Annotated in this window: 14 protein-coding genes; 8 read left to right on the top strand and 6 right to left on the bottom strand. The window is 70.1% G+C overall.

Annotation, left to right across the window (positions count from 1 at the left end; all coding sequences use genetic code 11):
* Positions 1-42 precede the first annotated feature (42 nt).
* Complete coding sequence (locus tag CHF15_RS04770) at positions 43-1,698, bottom strand: FAD-binding dehydrogenase (protein WP_089222339.1); 1,656 nt, start codon at positions 1,696-1,698, stop codon at positions 43-45.
* 108 nt (positions 1,699-1,806) lie between these two features.
* On the opposite strand from CHF15_RS04770, the gene CHF15_RS04765 reads away from it, so the two are divergent.
* The 3 genes from CHF15_RS04765 to fxsT all read left to right on the top strand — a co-directional run bounded on the left by CHF15_RS04765 (position 1,807) and on the right by fxsT (position 6,736).
* Positions 1,807-2,586: an SDR family NAD(P)-dependent oxidoreductase gene (locus CHF15_RS04765; RefSeq protein ID WP_089222338.1), complete on the top strand. Its 780-nt coding sequence runs from the start codon at positions 1,807-1,809 to the stop codon at positions 2,584-2,586.
* A gap of 471 nt (positions 2,587-3,057) precedes the next feature.
* The gene (locus CHF15_RS04760; RefSeq protein ID WP_089222337.1) at positions 3,058-3,369 is read left to right on the top strand and encodes a trypco2 family protein; all 312 of its coding nucleotides are present in this window, start codon (positions 3,058-3,060) and stop codon (positions 3,367-3,369) included.
* The gene (gene fxsT, locus CHF15_RS44320) at positions 3,314-6,736 is read left to right on the top strand and encodes an FxSxx-COOH system tetratricopeptide repeat protein (RefSeq protein WP_143681520.1); all 3,423 of its coding nucleotides are present in this window, start codon (positions 3,314-3,316) and stop codon (positions 6,734-6,736) included. Before CHF15_RS04760 ends, fxsT begins: the two co-directional genes overlap by 56 nt.
* A gap of 373 nt (positions 6,737-7,109) precedes the next feature.
* Here the strand turns inward: fxsT and CHF15_RS04740 are convergent, their stop codons facing one another.
* The 5 genes from CHF15_RS04740 to CHF15_RS04720 all read right to left on the bottom strand — a co-directional run bounded on the left by CHF15_RS04740 (position 7,110) and on the right by CHF15_RS04720 (position 14,563).
* On the bottom strand, positions 7,110-7,952 hold the full coding sequence (locus CHF15_RS04740) for a DMT family transporter (protein ID WP_089222336.1): 843 nt from the start codon (positions 7,950-7,952) through the stop codon (positions 7,110-7,112).
* Positions 7,949-8,434, bottom strand: coding sequence for a YbaK/EbsC family protein (locus CHF15_RS04735; RefSeq protein WP_018559843.1), 486 nt, complete (start codon positions 8,432-8,434; stop codon positions 7,949-7,951). Before CHF15_RS04735 ends, CHF15_RS04740 begins: the two co-directional genes overlap by 4 nt.
* A 100-nt stretch (positions 8,435-8,534) precedes the next feature.
* Positions 8,535-10,154 (bottom strand): penicillin-binding transpeptidase domain-containing protein, encoded by a 1,620-nt coding sequence (locus CHF15_RS04730; protein WP_089222335.1) that lies wholly within the window; start codon positions 10,152-10,154, stop codon positions 8,535-8,537.
* Positions 10,155-10,320: 166 nt separating this feature from the next.
* Positions 10,321-12,741 (bottom strand): SpoIIE family protein phosphatase, encoded by a 2,421-nt coding sequence (locus CHF15_RS04725; protein ID WP_245938662.1) that lies wholly within the window; start codon positions 12,739-12,741, stop codon positions 10,321-10,323.
* A 91-nt stretch (positions 12,742-12,832) separates the two neighbouring features.
* Positions 12,833-14,563 carry a dolichyl-phosphate-mannose--protein mannosyltransferase gene (locus CHF15_RS04720; RefSeq protein WP_378354707.1) on the bottom strand — a complete coding sequence of 577 codons (1,731 nt, stop codon included), beginning with the start codon at positions 14,561-14,563 and terminating at the stop codon, positions 12,833-12,835.
* Positions 14,564-14,653: 90 nt separating this feature from the next.
* Between CHF15_RS04720 and rsmI the strand changes: the two genes are divergently transcribed.
* The 5 genes from rsmI (at position 14,654) to rsmA (ending at position 19,536) form a co-directional block, all read left to right on the top strand.
* Positions 14,654-15,538 carry a 16S rRNA (cytidine(1402)-2'-O)-methyltransferase gene (gene rsmI / locus CHF15_RS04715; protein ID WP_089222332.1) on the top strand — a complete coding sequence of 295 codons (885 nt, stop codon included), beginning with the start codon at positions 14,654-14,656 and terminating at the stop codon, positions 15,536-15,538.
* A gap of 191 nt (positions 15,539-15,729) precedes the next feature.
* Positions 15,730-16,128 carry a hypothetical protein gene (locus tag CHF15_RS04710; protein WP_089222331.1) on the top strand — a complete coding sequence of 133 codons (399 nt, stop codon included), beginning with the start codon at positions 15,730-15,732 and terminating at the stop codon, positions 16,126-16,128.
* Positions 16,129-16,159: 31 nt separating this feature from the next.
* Positions 16,160-17,095 (top strand): TatD family hydrolase, encoded by a 936-nt coding sequence (locus CHF15_RS04705; protein ID WP_089222330.1) that lies wholly within the window; start codon positions 16,160-16,162, stop codon positions 17,093-17,095.
* A 256-nt stretch (positions 17,096-17,351) separates the two neighbouring features.
* Positions 17,352-18,599, top strand: coding sequence for a resuscitation-promoting factor (locus CHF15_RS04700; RefSeq protein ID WP_089222329.1), 1,248 nt, complete (start codon positions 17,352-17,354; stop codon positions 18,597-18,599).
* A 43-nt stretch (positions 18,600-18,642) separates the two neighbouring features.
* A complete protein-coding gene (gene rsmA / locus CHF15_RS04695) occupies positions 18,643-19,536 on the top strand; it encodes a 16S rRNA (adenine(1518)-N(6)/adenine(1519)-N(6))-dimethyltransferase RsmA (RefSeq protein ID WP_089222328.1) in 894 nt (297 codons plus the stop codon).
* Positions 19,537-19,578: the final 42 nt, after the last annotated feature.

The raw sequence follows: 19,578 nt of genomic DNA, 5'->3' as shown, positions 1-19,578 counted from the left end.
GGGGTCGGGACGGAACGGGCGGCGGCGCGGGGCGGAAGGAGGTCAGGCGGTCACCTTCGCCGCCGCGCGGCCCGCCGTACGGCCGGAGAAGATGCAGCCGCCGAGGAAGGTCCCCTCCAGCGAGCGGTAGCCGTGCACCCCGCCGCCGCCGAAGCCGGCCGCCTCGCCCGCCGAGTACAGCCCCGGCAGCGGCTCGCCGTCGGCGCGCAGCACCCGCGCGTCCAGGTCGGTCTCCATCCCGCCGAGCGACTTGCGGGTCAGGATGTTCAGCCGCACGGCGATCAGCGGGCCCGCCTTCGGGTCCAGCAGCCGGTGCGGGGCGGCGGTACGGATCAGCTTGTCGCCGATGTAGTTGCGGGCCCCGCGGATCGCGGTGACCTGCAGGTCCTTGGTGAAGGTGTTGGTGATCTCACGGTCGCGGGCCTCGATCTCGCGGCGCAGCGCGGCCTCGTCGATCAGGTCGTCCTTGGTGATCGCGTTCATCCCGCGTACCAGCGCGGCGAGGTCGTCCTCCACGACGAAGTCCACGCCGTGCTCCTTGAACGCCTCGACCGGGCCGGGCGCCCCCGGCAGCGCGCGCTTGAGCACATCGCGCACGCTCTTGCCGGTCAGGTCCGGGTTCTGCTCGGAGCCCGACAGCGCGAACTCCTTCTCGATGATCTTCTGGGTGAGGACGAACCACGTGTACTCGTGCCCGGTGCGCATGATGTGCTCCAGCGTCCCCAGCGTGTCGAAGCCCGGGAAGAGCGGCACGGGCAGGCGCCTGCCGGTCGCGTCCAGCCACAGCGAGGACGGGCCCGGCAGGATGCGGATGCCGTGGCTGGCCCAGATCGGGTTCCAGTTCTCGATGCCCTCGGTGTAGTGCCACATCCGGTCGCCGTTGATCAGGTGCGCCCCGGCCGCCTCGGCGATCCCCAGCATCAGGCCGTCCACGTGCGCCGGGACGCCCGACAGCAGCTTGCGCGGCGGCGTGCCCAGCCGCTCCGGCCAGGACTTGCGCACCAGGTCGTGGTTGCCGCCGATGCCGCCCGAAGTGACGATCACCGCCTGCGCCTTGAGCTGGAACTCCGCGCGGATCTCCCGCGAACTCGCCTGGCCGCGCTCGGCGTCGCTGTCCACCAGGACCTCGCCCGCCACGCCGTCCACCGCGTCGCCCGTGGTCGTCAGCGCCGTCACACGGTGCCGGAAGCGCAGCTCCACCAGACCCTTGGCGACCGCCTCCCGCACCCGGCGCTCGAACGGCGCCACCACGCCAGGGCCCGTGCCCCACGTGATGTGGAAGCGGGGCACCGAATTGCCGTGCCCCGTGGCGAGGTAGCCCCCGCGCTCCGCCCAGCCGACCACCGGGAAGAACCGTATCCCCTGTGCGTGCAGCCAGGACCGCTTCTCGCCCGCGGCGAAGTCCACGTACGCCTCGGCCCACTTGCGCGGCCAGCGGTCCTCGGCGCGGTCGAAGCCGGCGGTGCCCGTCCAGTCCTGCAGGGCGAGTTCGCGGCTGTCCTTGATGCGCATCCGGCGCTGCTCGGGGGAGTCGACGAGGAACAGCCCGCCGAAGGACCAGAACGCCTGGCCGCCGAGGTTGCTCTCCGGCTCCTGGTCGAGCAGGAGGACCTTGCGGCCCGCGTCGGCCAGCTCGGCCGTCGCGACCAGACCGGCCAGTCCAGCTCCGACGACGATGACGTCCGCGTCCAGCGCCATGGTGTGCCTTTCCGCTCCCCTTTGGTGTGCAGGCACGTTACGCTACGCGCGAGTAAGGAGGCGAGAGGTCAGCGCCTCGTAAATCACTCGCCGGCGGGGGATGACGCCATGCGCAGGTTCGAGGGACACGCGGCCGTCGTCACCGGAGGGGCCCAGGGCATCGGCAGGGCGACAGCCCGGCGTCTGATGTCCGAGGGCGCGGACGTCCTGCTGGCCGACCTGGACGGGGAGCACGCCGACGCGACGGCGCGGGCCCTCGCCGAGGAGACCGGCGGCCGGGCCGCGGCGGTGGAGTGCGACGTCGTCGACCAGGCCGCGGTGGACGCCGCGATGGCGTACGCCGCCGAGCGCTTCGGGCGGCTCGACGTGCTCGTCAACAACGCCTACGCCTGCCATGTGGACCCCCCGCGGTTCGAGGACCTCCCCGACGCGGAGTGGTACGAGGACCTGGAGGTCACCCTCACCGGGGCCATGCGCTGCGCCCGCGCGGCGCTTCCGCTGCTCGCGGAGGCGGGCGGGCGCGGGGCGATCGTCAGCATCGGCTCCGTCAACGGCCACATGAACTTCGGCAACCACGCCTACAGCGCCGCCAAGGCGGGCCTCGCCTCGCTGACCCGCACGCTGGCCGTGCACGCGGCCCCGCGCGGGGTCCGGGTCAACCTCGTCGCCCCCGGCACGGTGCGGACGCCCGCGTGGGCGGGGCGCGACGACGCGCTCGACCGCCTCGCCGAGGTGTACCCGCTCGGGCGGGTCGGCGAGCCCGACGACATCGCGGCAGCCGTCGCGTTCCTCGCGTCCCGGGACGCGTCCTGGATCACGGGCCTGACGCTTCCCGTCGACGGGGGGATCCTCGTCAACGGGTCGGCGTTTCGCGCGGCGCTTGATTGATGCCCGGGGTGCGTTCTGTGGGGCCCAGTTGTCGTGTGCGGCGCCGTTGCGGTTGTGGTGCCCCTTGCGGCTGGTGCTTGTGTGCGGGTCCGTTGCGCCTGCGGAGGGCGGTTCTCCCGCCATCCTTCCCTCCCTCAGCTTTTGGCTGGGGTCCTCATCCGGTGCTGTCGGTGCGGGCTGCGTGCGGTTGGTGGTGGGCCGGCGGCGCGGCCTCCAGGACAGGGCATGCAGGAAGTGTTGGCGCGGATGGTGATCACCTGCTCGAAGATACGCCTCTGTGGCATCCCTTGTAACAGTCCATCAACCGGTCACGGCACCTGCGTGCGCTCACCAGTCCCCAACTGGTAGCCGAGCTTGCCAGGCATGACTGTGTGCGACCCAATATCCACAGTTTGACGGATTTTCAGAACCGCAGAGGTAGCGACTACTCTGCCAACCCTGACGTTACCTCAGCTGATTGGTGGGACACGCATGGCGCCGGAGCCGTGGACGGGGCTATCGCAGGCAATCAGTGCGATCCGAGACGAACTAGAGCAGGCTATGGCAGATGGTCAAGATCACACGGTTCAGTTTCGGGTCGGACCGGTAGAGGTCGAGTTTGCCGTGGACGTCAAGAAGGACGGAGAAGCGCGGGCGAAGGTGATGGTATTGCCGTGGAGTGCCGAGGTGAAGACTAGGTACGACAAGGCCACCGCTCACCGCTTGAAGATCACCCTTCAACCAGTGGATGGCCAAGGGGCGGACCAGAAGATCTCTGACCGGTCGGCCGAGCGGCCTGAGTAGTCGCCAAAACGGCGTAGACAGTAGGAATCGGGTGGACGTACAGCGAATAGTAGAGGTTTGGAACCCTGTTGGAGAAACCGTCGGCACGGGGTATCTCATATCAGACACGCTAGTTCTGACCGCATATCATAATGTGCACCCGGGCGGTTCCGTCGAAGTCCGCCCACTCGCCTTCAGCGATCGGTCTGTCAAACAGGTTGCAGCGAGTCCGGGTTGGATGCTTGCCGACGTGCTATGGCCAGACCAGCAACCCGAACTCTCAGGAGATGTGCACGCTGATGCCGCGCTATTGAAAATAGCCGATCCTGCTTGGCAACCACCTTCAGGAGCGTCGGTGCGCTGGGGTCGCTTGCCACAGCCTTCGGCATCAGCAGGTCGGATCGATTGCATCGCGGTAGGTTTCCCCCGGTCTGAGTCGAAAACGAATGGCCGCGACACCAAGCAAATCAGCGGCCATGTCGAGACATTTACCGGACTGAAATCAGGGCTCATCACAGTATACGTGAACGCTGTTGCCAACCCCTCAGTGCCCGATGCTACTTCTCGCTGGTCCGGGGCCTCGGGTGCTGCACTATTCTGTGGTGATCTACTCGTTGGAGTGCTCACCGACGACCGCAGACGAGATTATCTGGCGGATCAGCTCGTTGCAGTACCAGTAACTTCACTTACTCGCCTCCCAGGATTCATGGCTGCATTAGGGACGGTTGGTGTCTCTCCCTGCCTCGAAGATGTTGGTGCGTCAACCGGCAGCTACAGTAGCCTCTATTCCGTAGAGCCACCTCCGGGGCTAAATAACCTTCCTGAATTACCTTCCCGTGTCTTCGTTGGCCGCAACGAAATCCTGCATGAGCTTGCAGCGGAGCTAACGCTGGATTCCCAGGGCGTTAGCCGCGTTATCCATGGCTTGGGTGGTGTGGGCAAGACAACTCTTGCTCTTCACTATGCACACCGTTACCTCGGCAAATATCGGCTCGTATGGTGGGTGCGAGGTGATACACCCGACCTGATTTCGGTTGATCTGGCCGCTCTCGCCAGGCGCCTAACGGGCGGCAATACCGACGATACGATCGCTGAAGCGGCTGATTGGGCTATTGGATGGCTGCAAACCAACTCTAGTTGGCTCCTCATTTTCGACAATGTGGAACACCCGGGTGCTGTTGAGTCCCTCAGAGGGCAACTGTGTCATACCGGCCACCTTTTGCTAACTACCCGATATGGGGTCGACTGGAATTCAAGAACAATTAACCTGCCGATCCTGACTGACGATGACGCTCTACATTTTTTGATCAGTTTCACCGGCCTAATTGACGTTGAAGATCAGTTCCAAGCTCGTGAGCTTGCTGCTGAACTCGGTAACCTCCCCCTCGCCCTCGAGCAGGCGGGCGCATTTATTGCGCAGAGCCGCTTCTCTGTTAGCGAGTACCGCAACCTACTGCAAAATTATCCCGCCGAGACCACTGATGCATCGAGTGGAGTCAATCCGGAGCGCACCATGGCCCGGATCTGGCAGATTACTTTGGACGCGCTGGATTCGCGCACGCCTCTTGCGGTCGATATTCTTCGAACTGCCGCCTGGTACGCCTCCACCAACATCCCGCGCAGTTTGCTGGCTCCTCTCGCCGACAATCCAGTCCAATATGCCCTAGCGCTTGGGAGGCTTGCCGCCTATAACCTCATCAATCTCAGCGGCGACGCCTTTGGAATTCACCGCCTGATTCAAACTATTGCCCGAACGCCAGACCGGAAGAGTGTAGAACCAGATCGTCACCGCACTCCTGCGGCCATCGACGTCGCTCTGGAGCGAGCCGTACGCCTCATCGTTGATGCGTTACCCGACAATCCGGAGACCAATGTCGTTGGGTGGCCTGTTTTGCGAATAATCCTGCCTCATATCGAACATCTCGTAGCTGTGACAGATCCAATCCGAGATACCGAGGAGATTAGCCTCATTCTTGCGAGCGCGACGCGCTATTTGAGAGGTCAGGGCCAGCTTAACCAGGCCATCGCGTACGGTAAGCGCTCCTTTGATGCTGCCATCAGACTTCATGGCCACGATCATCCCAGCAGCCTTACTTCCTGCAGTAATCTCGCGGCCGCATTCCGTGCGGCTGGCGACTTGGATCGAGCCATTCCGTTGTACGAGCAGACACTTGCACAGCGTGAGCGAATGTTGGGTACAGTTCACCCTGAGACCCTCGCCTCACGCAATAATCTCGCGGGCGCTTTTCTCGCGGCGGGAAACCTGGAGCAGGCCATTCCGCTTCATGAGCAGGCGATGAGGGACAGCATCCGCCTATTGGGCGGTGATCACCCCGACGTTTTTGCTGCCCGTAATAATCTTGCTTACGCATATCAGGCGGCAGGGGACCTGAACGGAGCAATTCCGCTATACGAACAAAATCTAACTGACGCAATGCGTGTTTTGGGTACTGACCATCCGAACACGCTTGCGGGACGTAGTAACCTGGCTGGCGTTTTACGGGTTGCAGGGGAGTGGGGCCGAGCTATTTCGTTGTATGAGCAAACTCTCAGCGACAGCGTGCGTGTTTTGGGCGCCGACCATCCGAACACGCTTGCGGGTCGTAGCAATCTGGCAGGGTCCCTGTGGGCGGCGGGTGACTTGAATCGGGCTGTCCCTTTGTACGAGCAGAATTTGGCTGACACGGTGCGCGTGTTGGGCGCCGATCACGCTGGCGCTCTTATCTGCCGGAGCAACTTGGCAGGTGTTTTGCGGGCGGCGGGTGACTTGGATCGGGCTGTTTCCCTGTATGAACAGTCTCTCAGTGACGCTATAAGGGTGTTGGGTGCCGATCACCCTGGAACTCTGGCGTCCCAGACTAATCTTGCATACGCCTATCGTGCGGTTGGGAACACGGATGCAGCTATTTCGCTGTATGAACAGACATTGAATGACAGTCTGCGGGTGCTGGGCGATAGTCATCCTGACACGCTCGCGGCGCGGAATAGTCTTGCGAGTGCATATGAATCGATCGGGAACTTGGATCGAGCTATCGCGTTGTACGAGCGGAATTTCGTAGATCTCTCACGGGCTTTGGGTTCAGATCACGCTGACACTCTCACGGCTTGCAATAATCTTGCATACAGTTACCACGCGGTTGGATACCTAGGGCGAGCGGTTGAGTTGTATGAGCAGAACCTCGTTGATCGCACAAGGACCCTAGGCCCTGACCATCCTTCAACTATTATTGCTCGGAATAATCTTGCTCACGCCTACAGTGAGGTCGGTGACCTTGATCGAGCGGTTCCTATGTATGAGCGGGCGTTGAGCGATAGTCTGCGAGTTCTTGGTCCGGCACACCGACTGACTCACTCCATTCAGGAAATCCTCGCAGGGGAAAGGAAGTGAGTCCGATGGTGCATCTTCCGTGATGTTGCAATTCGAGAATTGATGGAAAAATTCAGCGTCGCGTGACGTCTGGTAAATTGGGCGTACGTGAACCTTATTTTGGGGAGTTTTTTGTCGACGTTTTATCTCGTTCTCTGTGGATGGGGGGAATTTGTTGCAAGTAAATGCTAAGCCTGTGGCGTGATGATGTGTGCAGTGGCGGCACCCTGGACGTTGGTGGGCATGACCCGCGAGGCGCGGTCAGCGACCGCACCGGATGGGGGTCCCCCGGCCGAAGGCTGGGGGAGGGATAGCGGGCGGGGAAACAGCCCGCCGCAGGCCCAGACAACCCGCACACGACAACCGGCCGTACAGGCGACCCCGGGCCGCATCGCTACGCGTGCAGCATGAGGCCGATCCCGGCCACAACCACCAGCGCCGCGACGACCCGCGCCCGCCCCAGCCGCTCCTTGAAGAAGACCGCCCCGATGACCGCCCCCGCGATGATCGAGGTCTCGCGGAGTGCCGCGATCGGCGCGAGGTCGCCCCGCGTCTGGGCCCACAGGACGAGGCCGTACGCGGACACGGACAGCGCCCCGCCGAGGAGCCCGCGGCCGGCGACCGGGCGCAGTTGCCCGAGGAGCGCCGCGCGGCGTGCCGCGAGGGCGCAGCTCACGAGCAGGACGCCCTGGACGAGCAGGAGCCAGGCGACGTATCCCAGGGCGGTTCCGGACGCGCGGACGCCGACGCCGTCGACCACGGTGTAGACCGCGATGGTCAGCCCGGTGCCCACGGCCGCGCCGACCGCCGGCCAGTCCCTGCGGCGGCCGCGCATGCCCCACAGGGCGGCCCCGCCGAGCCCGGCGGAGGCGAGGAGGACGCCCGCGGTCTGCAGGGCGTCCGGCACCTCGCCCACGAAGACCGCCGCGAGCAGCGTGACGACCATCGGGGCGACACCGCGCGCGATGGGGTAGACCTGCCCGAAGTCCCCCAGCGTGAAGGACTTCATCAGCAGGTACATGTAGGCCATGTGGACCCCCACCGACGCGATCAGGTAGGGCCAGGCGTCCGCCGCGGGGAGCGGCGCGAACCCGGCGATCGCCGCGCCGCAGATCGCCCCGCCGCCCCCGACGAGGGTGAACGCGACGAGCTGGTCCTTGATGCCGTGGGCGATGGCGTTCCACGCCGCGTGGGTGACCGCCGCGAAGAGGACGGCGGCCGCTATCAGCGGTGTCACGCGGTGCGTTCGCGGACGTCGGCCAGGGCCGCCCCGGCGTGCTCGACCAGTTCGGCGGGCGCCATGGGGAAGACGGTGTGCGGGGTGCCGGCGGCCGCCCACACGGTGGTGTGGGCCAGCAGCCCCCGGTCGGCGAGGACGGTGGTCCGCGTCCGGTGCCCGAAGGGGGGTACGCCGCCGATGGCGTACCCCGTGGTCTCGCGCACCAGGTCCGCGTCGGCCCGGCGCACCTCCGTGGCGCCGAGGTGCGCGCGGACCCGCTCCACGTCGACCCGGGACGCGCCGTCCATCAGCACCAGCACCGGGACCCCGTCCGCCGTGAAGATCAGGGACTTGACGATCTGGCCGAGCTCGCAGCCGACCGCCGTGGCGGCCTGCGCCGCGGTACGGGTCGCGTCGGGGAAGGCGCGCACGGGTACCTGGAGGCCCAGCGCGGTGAGCGCCTCCGCGAACCGGGGATGAGCTGCGGCTGAAGTCGTCATGGCCGCACGCTAGTCCCCGGCGGGGCCGGGGTGCCAAGCCATTTGCGGCGGGTCACGAAGAGGGGCACGACGAGGGTCACGAAGAGGGGCACGACGAGGGTCACGAAGAGGCCTTCAGCACCGACGCCACGATCGGCCCGGCGGAGTCGCCGCCGTGCCCGCCCTCCAGGACCATCCCGCCGGCCGCCACGTCGCCGCGGTAGGCGACGAACCACCCGTTGGGCTGCTCCTGGCCGCCGACCTCCGCGGAGCCGGTCTTGGCGCCGACGTCGCCGTAGACCCCGCGCATCGCGCCGGCGGCGGTGCCGCTCGACGCGGTCAGCCGCATCATCGACTTGAGGTTGCCCCGGACGCCGGACGGCAGGCCGCTGCCCGCCTTCGCGAGCGGCCCCTCGATCATGTCGGCGGCCACCAGCCGGGGCTGGCGGAACACACCGTTCTGCACGGTGGCGGCGATGGAGGCCATGTTGAGCGGGCTCATCTGTATCTGGCCCTGGCCGATCATCTCCTCCGTCATCTCGTCGCCCGGGCCGCCGGGGACGCGGCCGTCCCAGGCGGGGACGCCGACGTTCCAGGTCTGGCCGAAGCCGTAGTAGCGCTTGGCGACCGAGGGGACCGAGGACTCGTCGAGCCGGCCGGCGAGCTTGATGAAGCCGGTGTTGCAGGAGATCGCGAAGTCCCGCTGGAAGGTGGCCGACGGGTCGGAGGAGCTCTCCACGTTGTGGAACATCTTGCCGTTGTCGTGGTTCGCGGTCGCCGGGCACGGCGCCGGGGTGCCCGGGGTCACGCCCTTCTCCAGCAGCGCGGTGGCGGTGACGACCTTGAAGGTGGAGCCGGGGGCGACCTGCGCGTTGAAGGCGTTGTTGTTGTCGCTCGACGGGTTGTTGGCGAAGGCGAGGATCTCGCCGGTGCTCGCCTTGACCGCCGCGACCGACGACTGGCTCTTGTTCTTGACGGCCTGTTCGGCGGCCTTCTGGGCGCGTGCGTCCAAGGTGGTGGGGAGTTTCGCCGGTGTGCCCTCGGCAATCACGTGCAGTGTCTGGCCGGGGCCGTCGCCGCCGTTCACCCAGGTCTCGATGCCCGGCTTGCCGCCGGAGAGCTTGGCCCCGTAGCGCTCGCGGAGCTGCGGCAGGACCGAGGCCAGCGAGGGGTAGTCGTCGGCGTCCAGGACCTTGCCGTTGCGGTCGACGACGTCCACCGGCGGTGAGGTGGCCTCACCGGTCTCCAGTGACTGACCCTCCGTCAGCTTGGGATGCATCACCGCCGGTTGCCAGTCGACGAGGGGGCGGTGGGTCGTCTCGCCGCGGAAGACGGTGAGCTTCGACGAGTACGTCCACGTGGAGGTCTTGCCCTTGTAGGAGAGCGAGGCCACGACCTTGAACGGCACGACGTCCCCCTGGGCGGTGCCCGGTGTCAGCCGTACGCGGGCGACGTGCGCGTCCTGCCGGTAGGCGGCCAGGTCCGCGGAGGCCGTCGACGCGTCGTTGGTGAGCGCCCCCGCGGCGGTGGTGTCCCCCTTGGCCCAGGCGGCCAGGAAGTCCGCGGCGGTCTTCTTCACCTCCGCCGCGGTCGGCGGCCCCGTCTCGGCCGGGGCGGCCGCGGCGGAGAATCCGCCACCGCCGGACAGGCTGTCGTAGATGTTGTACGCCCCGTACCCCGCGGTCCCCACCAGTCCCGCGGTCAGTGTGGCGACGATCCCCAGCTTCACTCCTCGGCGCATGGCACCGACCCTCCCCGTGGTCCACCTGAACATGTTCAAAAAACAGGTGATGCAAGCGCACTCTACGGGAAGGCGGGGAACCCGGGGCGGTCCACCGGGTCACAGCTTCAGCACGCGCTTCCCATGGCCCGGGAAAGTCCGCCGGTCAGGAGCGTCCTGCCGCGGCTCACCACTCCGGCCCGGGCGGGAGCCGCTCCTCGTCCGTGAGGGCCAGCTCGGCCCAGACGATCTTGCCCTCCCCGGTCCTTCGGACACCCCACCGTGTGCACAGTTCCGCGACGATCACCAGGCCCCGTCCGCCCTCGTCGGTGGGCTCGGGACGGCGCGGCAGCGGCGGGCCGGGACCGGCGTCGAAGACCTCGCAGGCCAGCTTCATGTGCCGGACTAGCCGCAACCGCACGGGTCCCGCCCCGTGCCGGACGGCGTTGGCCAGCAACTCCCCGACGACCTGCTCGGCGCCCGCCCGCACCCGGTCCAGGCCCCATGCGGACAGCTGCCGGACCGCCTCGGCCCGCGCGCGTCCGACCGCGGCCGCGTCGGGCGGCACCTCCATGCTGAACACCCGGTCGGCGCTGAGCCGGCAGGTCCTGGCGAGCAGCAGCGCGACGTCGTCGTCCTGCCCGCGCGTGGGCAGCAGGTCGACCACCGCGTCGCACAGGTCGTCCAGCGGCGTGCCCGGCGGCCGGGTGAGCGCGGTCCGCAGGCGCTCCAGCCCGTCGTCGATGTCGCCGTCCCGGGTCTCGACGAGCCCGTCGGTGTACATGGCGATCACGCTTCCCGCGGGCAGCTCCAGTTCGACCGAGGGGAAGGACCGCAGGCCCACGCCCAGGGGCGCGCCCGAGGGGATCTCCGGGAAGACGGCCGTGCCGTCCGGGGTGATGATCGCCGGCGGGGGATGCCCGGCCCTGGCGATGGTCAGGCGCTCGTCGATGGGGTCGTAGACCGCGTACACGCAGGTGGCGCCGAGGATGCCGGTGGTGGGCGAGGTGTCGTCGGAGTCCTCGAAGCCCTGCCGGACGACGAGGTCGTCCAGCGCGGACAGCAGCCGGTCCGGGGGCAGCTCCAGCCCGGCGAGGGTGCTCACCGCCGTGCGGATCCGTCCCATGGCCGCGGCGGCGTTGAGGCCGTGCCCCACGACGTCCCCGACGACCAGGGCCACCCGGGCGCCGGACAGCCGGATCACGTCGAACCAGTCGCCGCCCACGCCGTCCTGCGTGTCCGCCGGGAGGTAGCGCCAGATCGTCTCCAGGGAGAACCCGGCGCTCGGGTTGCGGGGCAGCAGGCTGCGCTGCAGCGTCAGCGCCATGGTGTGCTCGCGCGTGTAGCGGCGGGCGTTGTCCAGGCTGAGCGCGGCCCGGCTGACCAGCTCCTCCGCGAGCGTCCGGTCGTTCTCGTCGAAGGGGGTGGGGTTCTCGCTGCGGACGAGCACGGCGACACCGAGGATCTCGTCCCGCGCGTGGACCGGCAGGATCAGCAGGCTGTGCATCCCGACTTCGAGGACCCGCCGCAGCCGCTGCGGGTCCTCCTCCAGCCACGTGCCGGGCTCGGTGTCCAGCTCCGCCTCCATGTGCGTCCGGCCGGAGCGCAGCACCTCGATGAAGGGCGAGTGCGGGGGGACGAAGACGGGGCTGCCGCGCGCGTACAGCGACTCCCGGAAGTCGTCGTGGACCGAGGCGATCCCCGCCCGGTGGAAGACGGGGACGTTGCCGCCCTCCATCGTGCCGAGCCGGGTGAGCGGGGCGTTGCCGAGCCGGACCGACTCCGCGAGGTCGATCGTCGCGTAGTCGGCGAGCAGCGGCACCAAAAGGTCGGCGAGGTCCTGCGCGGTCTGCAGGACGTCCAGGTTGGTCCCGATGCTTGTCGCCGCGCGGCCCAGGACGGTCATGCGGTCCCTGGCCCGCCGGCTCTCGGTGACGTCCACGTTCACCGAGCAGACGCCGGGCAGCCCGTGGCGGACGTCCTCGATCCGGAAGACAGAGAGCGCGTACGCCCGGTTCCGCACGTGGTCCAGCTGGCTCAGCTCCCGGTCGATCACCGGGACGCCGCTCTCCAGGACCTCCCGCAGCAGGGACTCGACCTGCTCGGTGTTCGCGTAGAGCGGCGACTCGTCCAGGTGCCGGCCCAGGCGCTCCTCCCGGGAGAGGCCGAAGCGGTCGGCGAGGGCGTCGTTGAGCCAGGCGGTGCGCAGGTCGCTGTCCCAGATGGCCATCGGGAAGGGGCTCAGCTCCGCGGCCGACTCCAGTACGGACGGGGGTACCCCGGCCGTCGAGACCAGCCAGTCCATCGTGCCCGCCGCCCCCGGCAGGCCGGTCACCCGCAGGTCCACGTCCAGCCGCCGGCCGCCCCGGTGCCGCAGCGCGACCGGCCCGGTCCCTTCCCGGGTGAATCTCTCCGGTCCGCCCGCCGGCCCGGCCAGCAGCATCGAGGCAGGCCTGCCCAGGACGTCCGCCGCCGCGTATCCCAGCAGCCTGTGGGCGACCTCCGTCCAGCGGACGAGGACCCCGTCCGCGTCGACCACCGCCAGAGCCGCGCCGGCGCTGTCGAGCGCCGACGCCCGGCCGGGCACGGTGTGATCGGGGGCGGACATACGTGACATTCCCTCGGGGTTCACGCTAGGTCCGTGGTCGGCCCCCTGCAAACGGTCACCGACCAGGTCGGCGGCCCCGCGGCGGGGCGGATCAGATCCAGGTGTCGAACCACATGCGGGCGCGCCAGGCGTCCATGGGGATCGTCTGCCCGGTGTAGAGCGGGAAGAAGTAGATGAAGTTCCAGACGATCAGCAGCACCAGCGTGCCCGCGCCGACCGCGCCCCACATGCGGCGGCGTTCGCCGGAGCCGGGCGGCCCCAGGATCGCGCCGAGCATCATGGCGACCGCGAGGCACAGGAACGGCACGAAGACGACCGCGTAGAAGAGGAAGATCGTCCGCTCCTGGTACTGGAACCACGGCAGGTATCCGGCCGCGATGCCGCAGGCGATCGCGCCGGCGCGCCAGTCGCGGCGGAAGATCCAGCGGTACAGGACGTACAGCAGGGCGAAGCAGCCGGCCCACCACAGCACCGGGGTGCCGATGGCGAGCACCTCGCGGGCGCAGCCGCCGGCCGCGGTGCAGCCGTCCTCGCCGAGCTTGGGGGACTCGTAGAAGTACGACACCGGGCGGCCCAGGACCAGCCAGCTCCACGGGTTGGACTGGTAGGTGTGCGGGGAGTGCAGGTTGACGTGGAAGTCGTACACCTGTGACTCGTAGTGCCACAGGCTGCGCAGCGCCGCCCAGGAGTCGGACAGGAAGCCGCCGTCCCCCTTGGCCCAGTCGCGGTCGTAGCCCTTGTCGGTGGTGAACCAGCCGAGCCAGGACACCAGGTACGTCGCGACGGCCACACCGACCATGCAGATCAGCGCCCACAGCCCGTCCAGCCAGAAGGCCGTGAGCCGGGGGTGGCGGGCGCCCGCCACCCGGCGGGCACCGGCGTCCCACAGCACGGCGAGGACGCCGAAGAACGCCAGCACGTACAGGCCGTTCCACTTGGTGCCGATGGCCAGGCCCAGGCAGACCCCGGCCGCGATCCGCCAGGGGCGCAGCCCCAGCCAGGTGAACGAGGCGACGTGGTCGTCCGGGCGGCCCCCGGGCAGCGCGGCGGCGAGCCGGGCCCGCGCGCGGTCGCGGTCGATCAGCAGGCAGCCGAAGGCGGCCAGCACGAAGAACATGACGACGAGGTCGAGCAGGGCGACGCGGCTCATCACGAAGTGCAGGCCGTCGACCGCCATCAGGCCGCCCGCGAGGCAGCCCAGCGCGGTGGAGCGGAACAGCCGGCGGCCGATCCGGCAGAGCATCAGCACCGACAGGGTGCCGAGCACCGCCATCGCGAAGCGCCAGCCGAAGGGGTTCAGCCCGAAGATCCACTCGCCGGAGGCGATCACCCACTTGCCGACCGGCGGGTGCACCACGTACGCGGGGGCGTCGGAGAGCGGGACCGAGGGCGGGGTGGCGAGGATCAGGTCGTTGGCCTTGTCCGGCCAGCTGCCCTCGTAGCCGTACTGCAGGAGCGACCAGGCGTCCTTCGCGTAGTACGTCTCGTCGAATATCACCGCGTGCGGGCTGCCCAGGTTCCAGAACCGCAGCAGGCCCGCGAAGAGCGCCACCAGCAGCGGGCCGCCCCAGCCCGTCCAGCGGGCCAGCCGGGACGCCGCCGCCGGGCCCACGCCGAGCGCGGCCCACGCCCGGGTCCCCGGCTCGGGGAACGGCTGGACCAGGCGCTCGCGCACGTCGGGGCGCGGGCGGTCCGCGTAGCCGAAGCGGCGCAGCTGCCGCTGCCAGGAGCTCTGCTCCTCCGCGGCCTTCGGTGCGTCCTCGACCCGGTGCGCATGCGTCGCGGTGTCACTCGTCACCGGGCCATCGTAGGGAAGCCGCATGTGTATGTGCTGAGGACCGGGCCAACCGGGGGTACGCCGCCGTGCCGCGGCAGGCCCGGCCGGGTGCGCGGCGGGTGGGAGACTGGGGCGGTGACTAGCTCCGCAGGACCGGCCGCAGGCGTACTCGTACTCGCAGGGACCCCCATCGGCGACGTCGCCGACGCCCCGCCCCGGCTCTCCGCGGAGCTGGCCGGCGCCGACGTGATCGCCGCCGAGGACACCCGGCGGCTGCGCCGGCTCACCCAGTCCCTGGGCGTGACCACCACCGCCCGGGTCGTGTCGTACTTCGAGGGCAACGAGTCGGCCCGCACCCCGGAACTGGTCACGGCGCTGGAGGAGGGCGCCCGGGTGCTGCTCGTCACCGACGCCGGGATGCCCTCGGTCTCCGACCCCGGCTACCGGCTGGTCGCGGCGGCCGTCGAGCGCGACATCCGGGTGACGGCCGTCCCCGGGCCGTCCGCGGTGCTGACCGCGCTCGCCCTCAGCGGTCTGCCCGTGGACCGCTTCTGCTTCGAGGGCTTCCCGCCGCGCAAGGCCGGTGAGCGGCGGGCCCGGCTCGGCGAGGCCGCCGGCGAGCGCCGCACCCTGGTCTACTTCGAGGCCCCGCACCGGCTCGCCGAGACCCTCGCGGCGATGGCCGAGGCCTTCGGCGCCGGGCGCCGGGCGGCCGTCTGCCGCGAGCTGACCAAGACCTACGAGGAGGTCAGGCGCGGCACCCTGCGGGAGCTGGCGGACTGGGCCGCCGAAGGGGTGCGCGGGGAGATCACGGTCGTCGTGGAGGGCGCCCCGGAGACCGGGCCGGAGGAGCTGGACGCCGGCGAACTGGTGCGCCGGGTCCGGGTCCGCGAGGAGGCGGGCGAGCCCCGCAAGGAGGCGATCGCGGCCGTGGCGGCGGAGGCGGGGCTGCCCAAGCGGGAGGTCTTCGACGCCGTGGTGTCCGCGAAGCACGCCGCGAACCGGTCCACAACCGGCTAAACGCGGCAGGGTGCAAAGTCCTATCGTGGGAGAGGGAAAAACCTGGGCCGCGTGTCCGGCCCCGTGTCACACACAGCCCAAAACTGGCTCAAGAAAGGGCACCCCCGCTATCGCCGGGGCCCGCCCGGGCGTTCGCTGATAGAGGGAAGTCCCGCTCCGGACGCCTCGTCCGGAGGGCATCAGGAGCTGCCATGAGCGAGACCATCGGAACCGATGGCACGGTTCGTGAGGCGTACGCCTTCGTCTGCATCAGCTGCGGGCGCGGATGGGAGCAGGCGTACGAGATCGAGCACCACGTCGACGCACAGGGCCGTGAGACCGTCTGGTACATGGCGGACGGCAAGCGCGTTCCGTCCCCGCTGACCCGTCCGACGTGCGTGGAGTGCGAGAGCCACAAGGTCCGCATCATGCGGGCCGGACAGGTCTCCGATGTCGCCGGGTCCTGGTCGGCCACCGCGACCGCCGGCCCCCTGCCCGCCGCCTCCGACATGCGCCGGGTGCCCGCCTCGCCCGCCGTGGAGGGTGCCGAGCGCCGGGCACGGCACTGGTCGCCCCGCAACCTGCTGCACCGCAGGAGGGACGCCCGGTAGCCGCCGCGGCGCCCGGCCTAGGATCTGGTGCATGCCCGAGCAGAACCAGAGCCAGAGCCGGCGCCCGAAGAAGGACGCGTCCGCCGCCCCTCCCCTCCCCGAACCGCTCGCGGTCCCGGTGGCGGACTCGCACACCCACCTCGACATGCAGGAGGGCAGCGTCGAGGAGGCGCTGGCGAAGGCGGCGTCCGTCGGCGTGACGACCGTGGTCCAGGTGGGCTGCGACGTCGACGGCTCCCACTGGGCGGCGCGCACCGCCGGGGAGTACGACGCGGTCTGGGCGGCGGTCGCCCTGCACCCCAACGAGGCCCCCAGGATCGTCCACGGCGATCCTGGGGGCACCTCCCAGCCCCCTGGGGCTGGGGGAGGCTGGTCGCGCCAGGGGGCCCGGGAGGCGGGCGGCCTGCCCGCGCTGGACGCCGCCCTCGCGGAGATCGACGCCCTCGCCGCGCTGCCCCAGGTGCGCGGCGTCGGCGAGACCGGACTCGACTACTTCCGCACCGGGCCCGAGGGCGTCGAGGCCCAGCAGTACTCCTTCCGACGCCACATCGACATCGCCAAACGGCACGGCAAGGCGCTGGTCATCCACGACCGCGAGGCCCACGCCGACGTGCTGCGCATCCTCGACGAGGAGGGCGCGCCCGGCACCGTCGTCTTCCACTGCTACTCCGGCGACGCGGAGATGGCCAAGCTCTGCGCCGACAAGGGCTACTACATGTCCTTCGCCGGCAACCTCACCTACAAGTCCGCGCAGGACCTGCGCGACGCGGCCGCCGTCGCCCCCGCCGAGCTGCTCCTGGTCGAGACGGACGCGCCGTTCCTCACCCCCGTCCCGCACCGCGGCCGCCCCAACGCCCCGTACCTGATCCCGGTCACCGTGCGGGCCATGGCCGCCGTCCGCGGAGCGGCGGAGGACGAACTGGCCGCGGCCATCGGGGCCAACACCGCCCGCGCCTTCGGCTACTGACGACGCGTCGCGGGCGCGCCGTACCCGTCGCGCGGTCGGCGTAACGCCTGGTGTCCGATTCCGGACCCCCGGCAGGGCGCGGCGGCGGCCACCCGGGGCGGGGCACGGCGCGCTGACCACGGGCGCGACGCCCGTCGCGGGGTCCGGCGCGAGGTCCTTTTGCGGCGACACGGCGTGACCGGACGGCTTGGGAGAGTGGTGAATCCTCCGCTATGGTCCCGGTTCGGTCTGAATCGGACCGGGCCGGAGGTACGCCGTGAGCAACATCAGCAACGCGGGCACGACGCGGGCCGGAACGCGGTCCTCTGCGGACGGCCCCCATCGCGGGACATCGGGCACGGCCTCCGCAGCCGAGGACGTCGAGCCCCGTCCGGGGCGCGCGGCCGCCCGGCGCAGGCGCGCCGCGCGGCGCCCCGACGCGCTGAGCAGGCTCCTGCCGCAGGCCCTGGTCGTCGCCTTCCTGGCGGGCGGCAGCACCGCCTACCTGGCCGGCGGCAAGGCCGTGCAGCTCAGCGTGGACGGCCGGCCGCGGGCCCTGCACACCTTCGCCGGGAGCGTCGAGGAACTGCTGCAGCGCCAGGGCATCGAGGTCGGCGACCACGACATCGTCGCCCCCGACCCCGGCGCGGCGCTGCAGGACGGCGACACGGTCGCCGTCCGCTACGGCCGCCCGGTCGCGCTCACCCTCGACGGCAGGCCGCGGCGGATCTGGACCACGGCCGGCACCGTCGACGGCGCCCTGCGCCAGCTGGGCGTGCGCGCGGACGGCGCCTACCTGTCCGCCTCCCGCGGCGAGGCCATCGGGCGGCACGGACTGGAGCTGGACGTCCGCACCGAACGGCAGGTGACCTTCCTCGTCGACGGCCGTGAACGGCCGGTCCGCACCAACGCCGCCACCGTCGGAGAGGCGCTGCGCGACGCCGGCATCGCGATGCACGGCCTCGACGCCACCTCCGTCGACCCCGACACCTTCCCCCGCGAGGGCCAGACGATCTCCGTCAAGCGCATCCGCGGCCACGACGAGGTCCACGAGGAGCCGGTGCCCTTCCGCGTCGAGCGGACGGAGGACCCCTCGCTGTTCGAGGGCACCACCGCCGTCGACACCCGGGGCAGGAACGGGCTGCGCCGCGTCACGTACGCGTACCGCACGGTCGACGGGGTCCGGCAGAAGCCGCGCCGCGTCGCCGAGGAGGTGCTGCGCAAGCCCGTGCGGCAGGTCGTGCGCGTCGGCACCAAAGCGCTCCCCGACAGCGTCCAGGGCGCCGACCACCTCAACTGGAAGGCGCTCGGCCAGTGCGAGGCGGGCGGCCGGCCCAACGCGGTCGACGCTTCCGGCACCTACGGCGGCCTCTACCAGTTCGACCAGCGCACCTGGCGCAACCTGGGCGGCCGCGGCCGCCCCCAGGACGCCTCGGCCAAGGAGCAGACGTACCGCGCCAAGCGCCTGTACATCCAGCGCGGTGCCAGCCCCTGGCCGGTGTGCGGCCGCAGGCTCCACTCGTAGTCCGTCCGCGGGAGGCCCCGCCGGGCCCGGATACCCTTGAGCGGTGAGCACCACCGACCACTCCGGTCCCGCCGACGACGCCCTGCTCGGCCCCGCCGACATCCGTGAGCTGGCCGCCGCGCTGGGCGTCCGCCCCACCAAGCAGCGCGGCCAGAACTTCGTCATCGACGCGAACACGGTGCGCCGCATCGTGCGCACCGCGGACGTCCGGCCCGACGACGTGGTCGTCGAGGTCGGCCCGGGGCTCGGCTCGCTCACGCTGGCGCTGCTGGAGGTGGCCCAGCGCGTCACCGCCGTGGAGATCGACGACGTACTGGCCGCGGCCCTCCCCTCGACCGTCGCCGCCCGCCTGCCCGGCCGGGCCGGCGGCTTCGCGCTCGTGCACAGCGACGCCCTGCGCGTCGAGGAGCTGCCCGGCCCGCCGCCCACGGCCCTGGTGGCCAACCTGCCGTACAACGTGGCCGTCCCGGTGCTGCTGCACATGCTCGCGACCTTCCCGAGCATCGAGCGCACCCTGGTCATGGTGCAGTCCGAGGTCGCCGACCGGCTGGCCGCCGGCCCCGGCTCCAAGGTGTACGGGGTGCCCTCGGTGAAGGCCGCCTGGTACGCGGAGGTGAAGCGGGCCGGTGCCATCGGCCGCAACGTCTTCTGGCCCGCCCCGAACGTGGACTCCGGGCTGGTCTCGCTGGTCCGCCGCAAGGAGCCGCTGCGCACCACCGCCTCCCGCGAGCAGGTTTTCGCGGTCGTGGACGCCGCCTTCGCGCAGCGCCGCAAGACGCTGCGGGCCGCGCTGGCCGGCTGGGCGGGCTCGGCCGCCGCGGCCGAGGAGGCGCTGGTGGCCGCCGGTGTCTCGCCGCAGGCGCGCGGTGAGGCGCTGACCGTGGAGGAGTTCGCGGCGATCGCCGAGCACGGCGGGGGCGGCACCTCCCGGCGGTAGCAGAGGGCACAATGGGGGCGCCGCCGTGCCCGGCGCGCCCGT

Origin of the sequence: Actinacidiphila glaucinigra, from assembly GCF_900188405.1 — a bacterium.
Taxonomy (GTDB): domain Bacteria; phylum Actinomycetota; class Actinomycetes; order Streptomycetales; family Streptomycetaceae; genus Actinacidiphila; species Actinacidiphila glaucinigra.
This window is presented reverse-complemented; position numbering and strand designations above follow the sequence as displayed.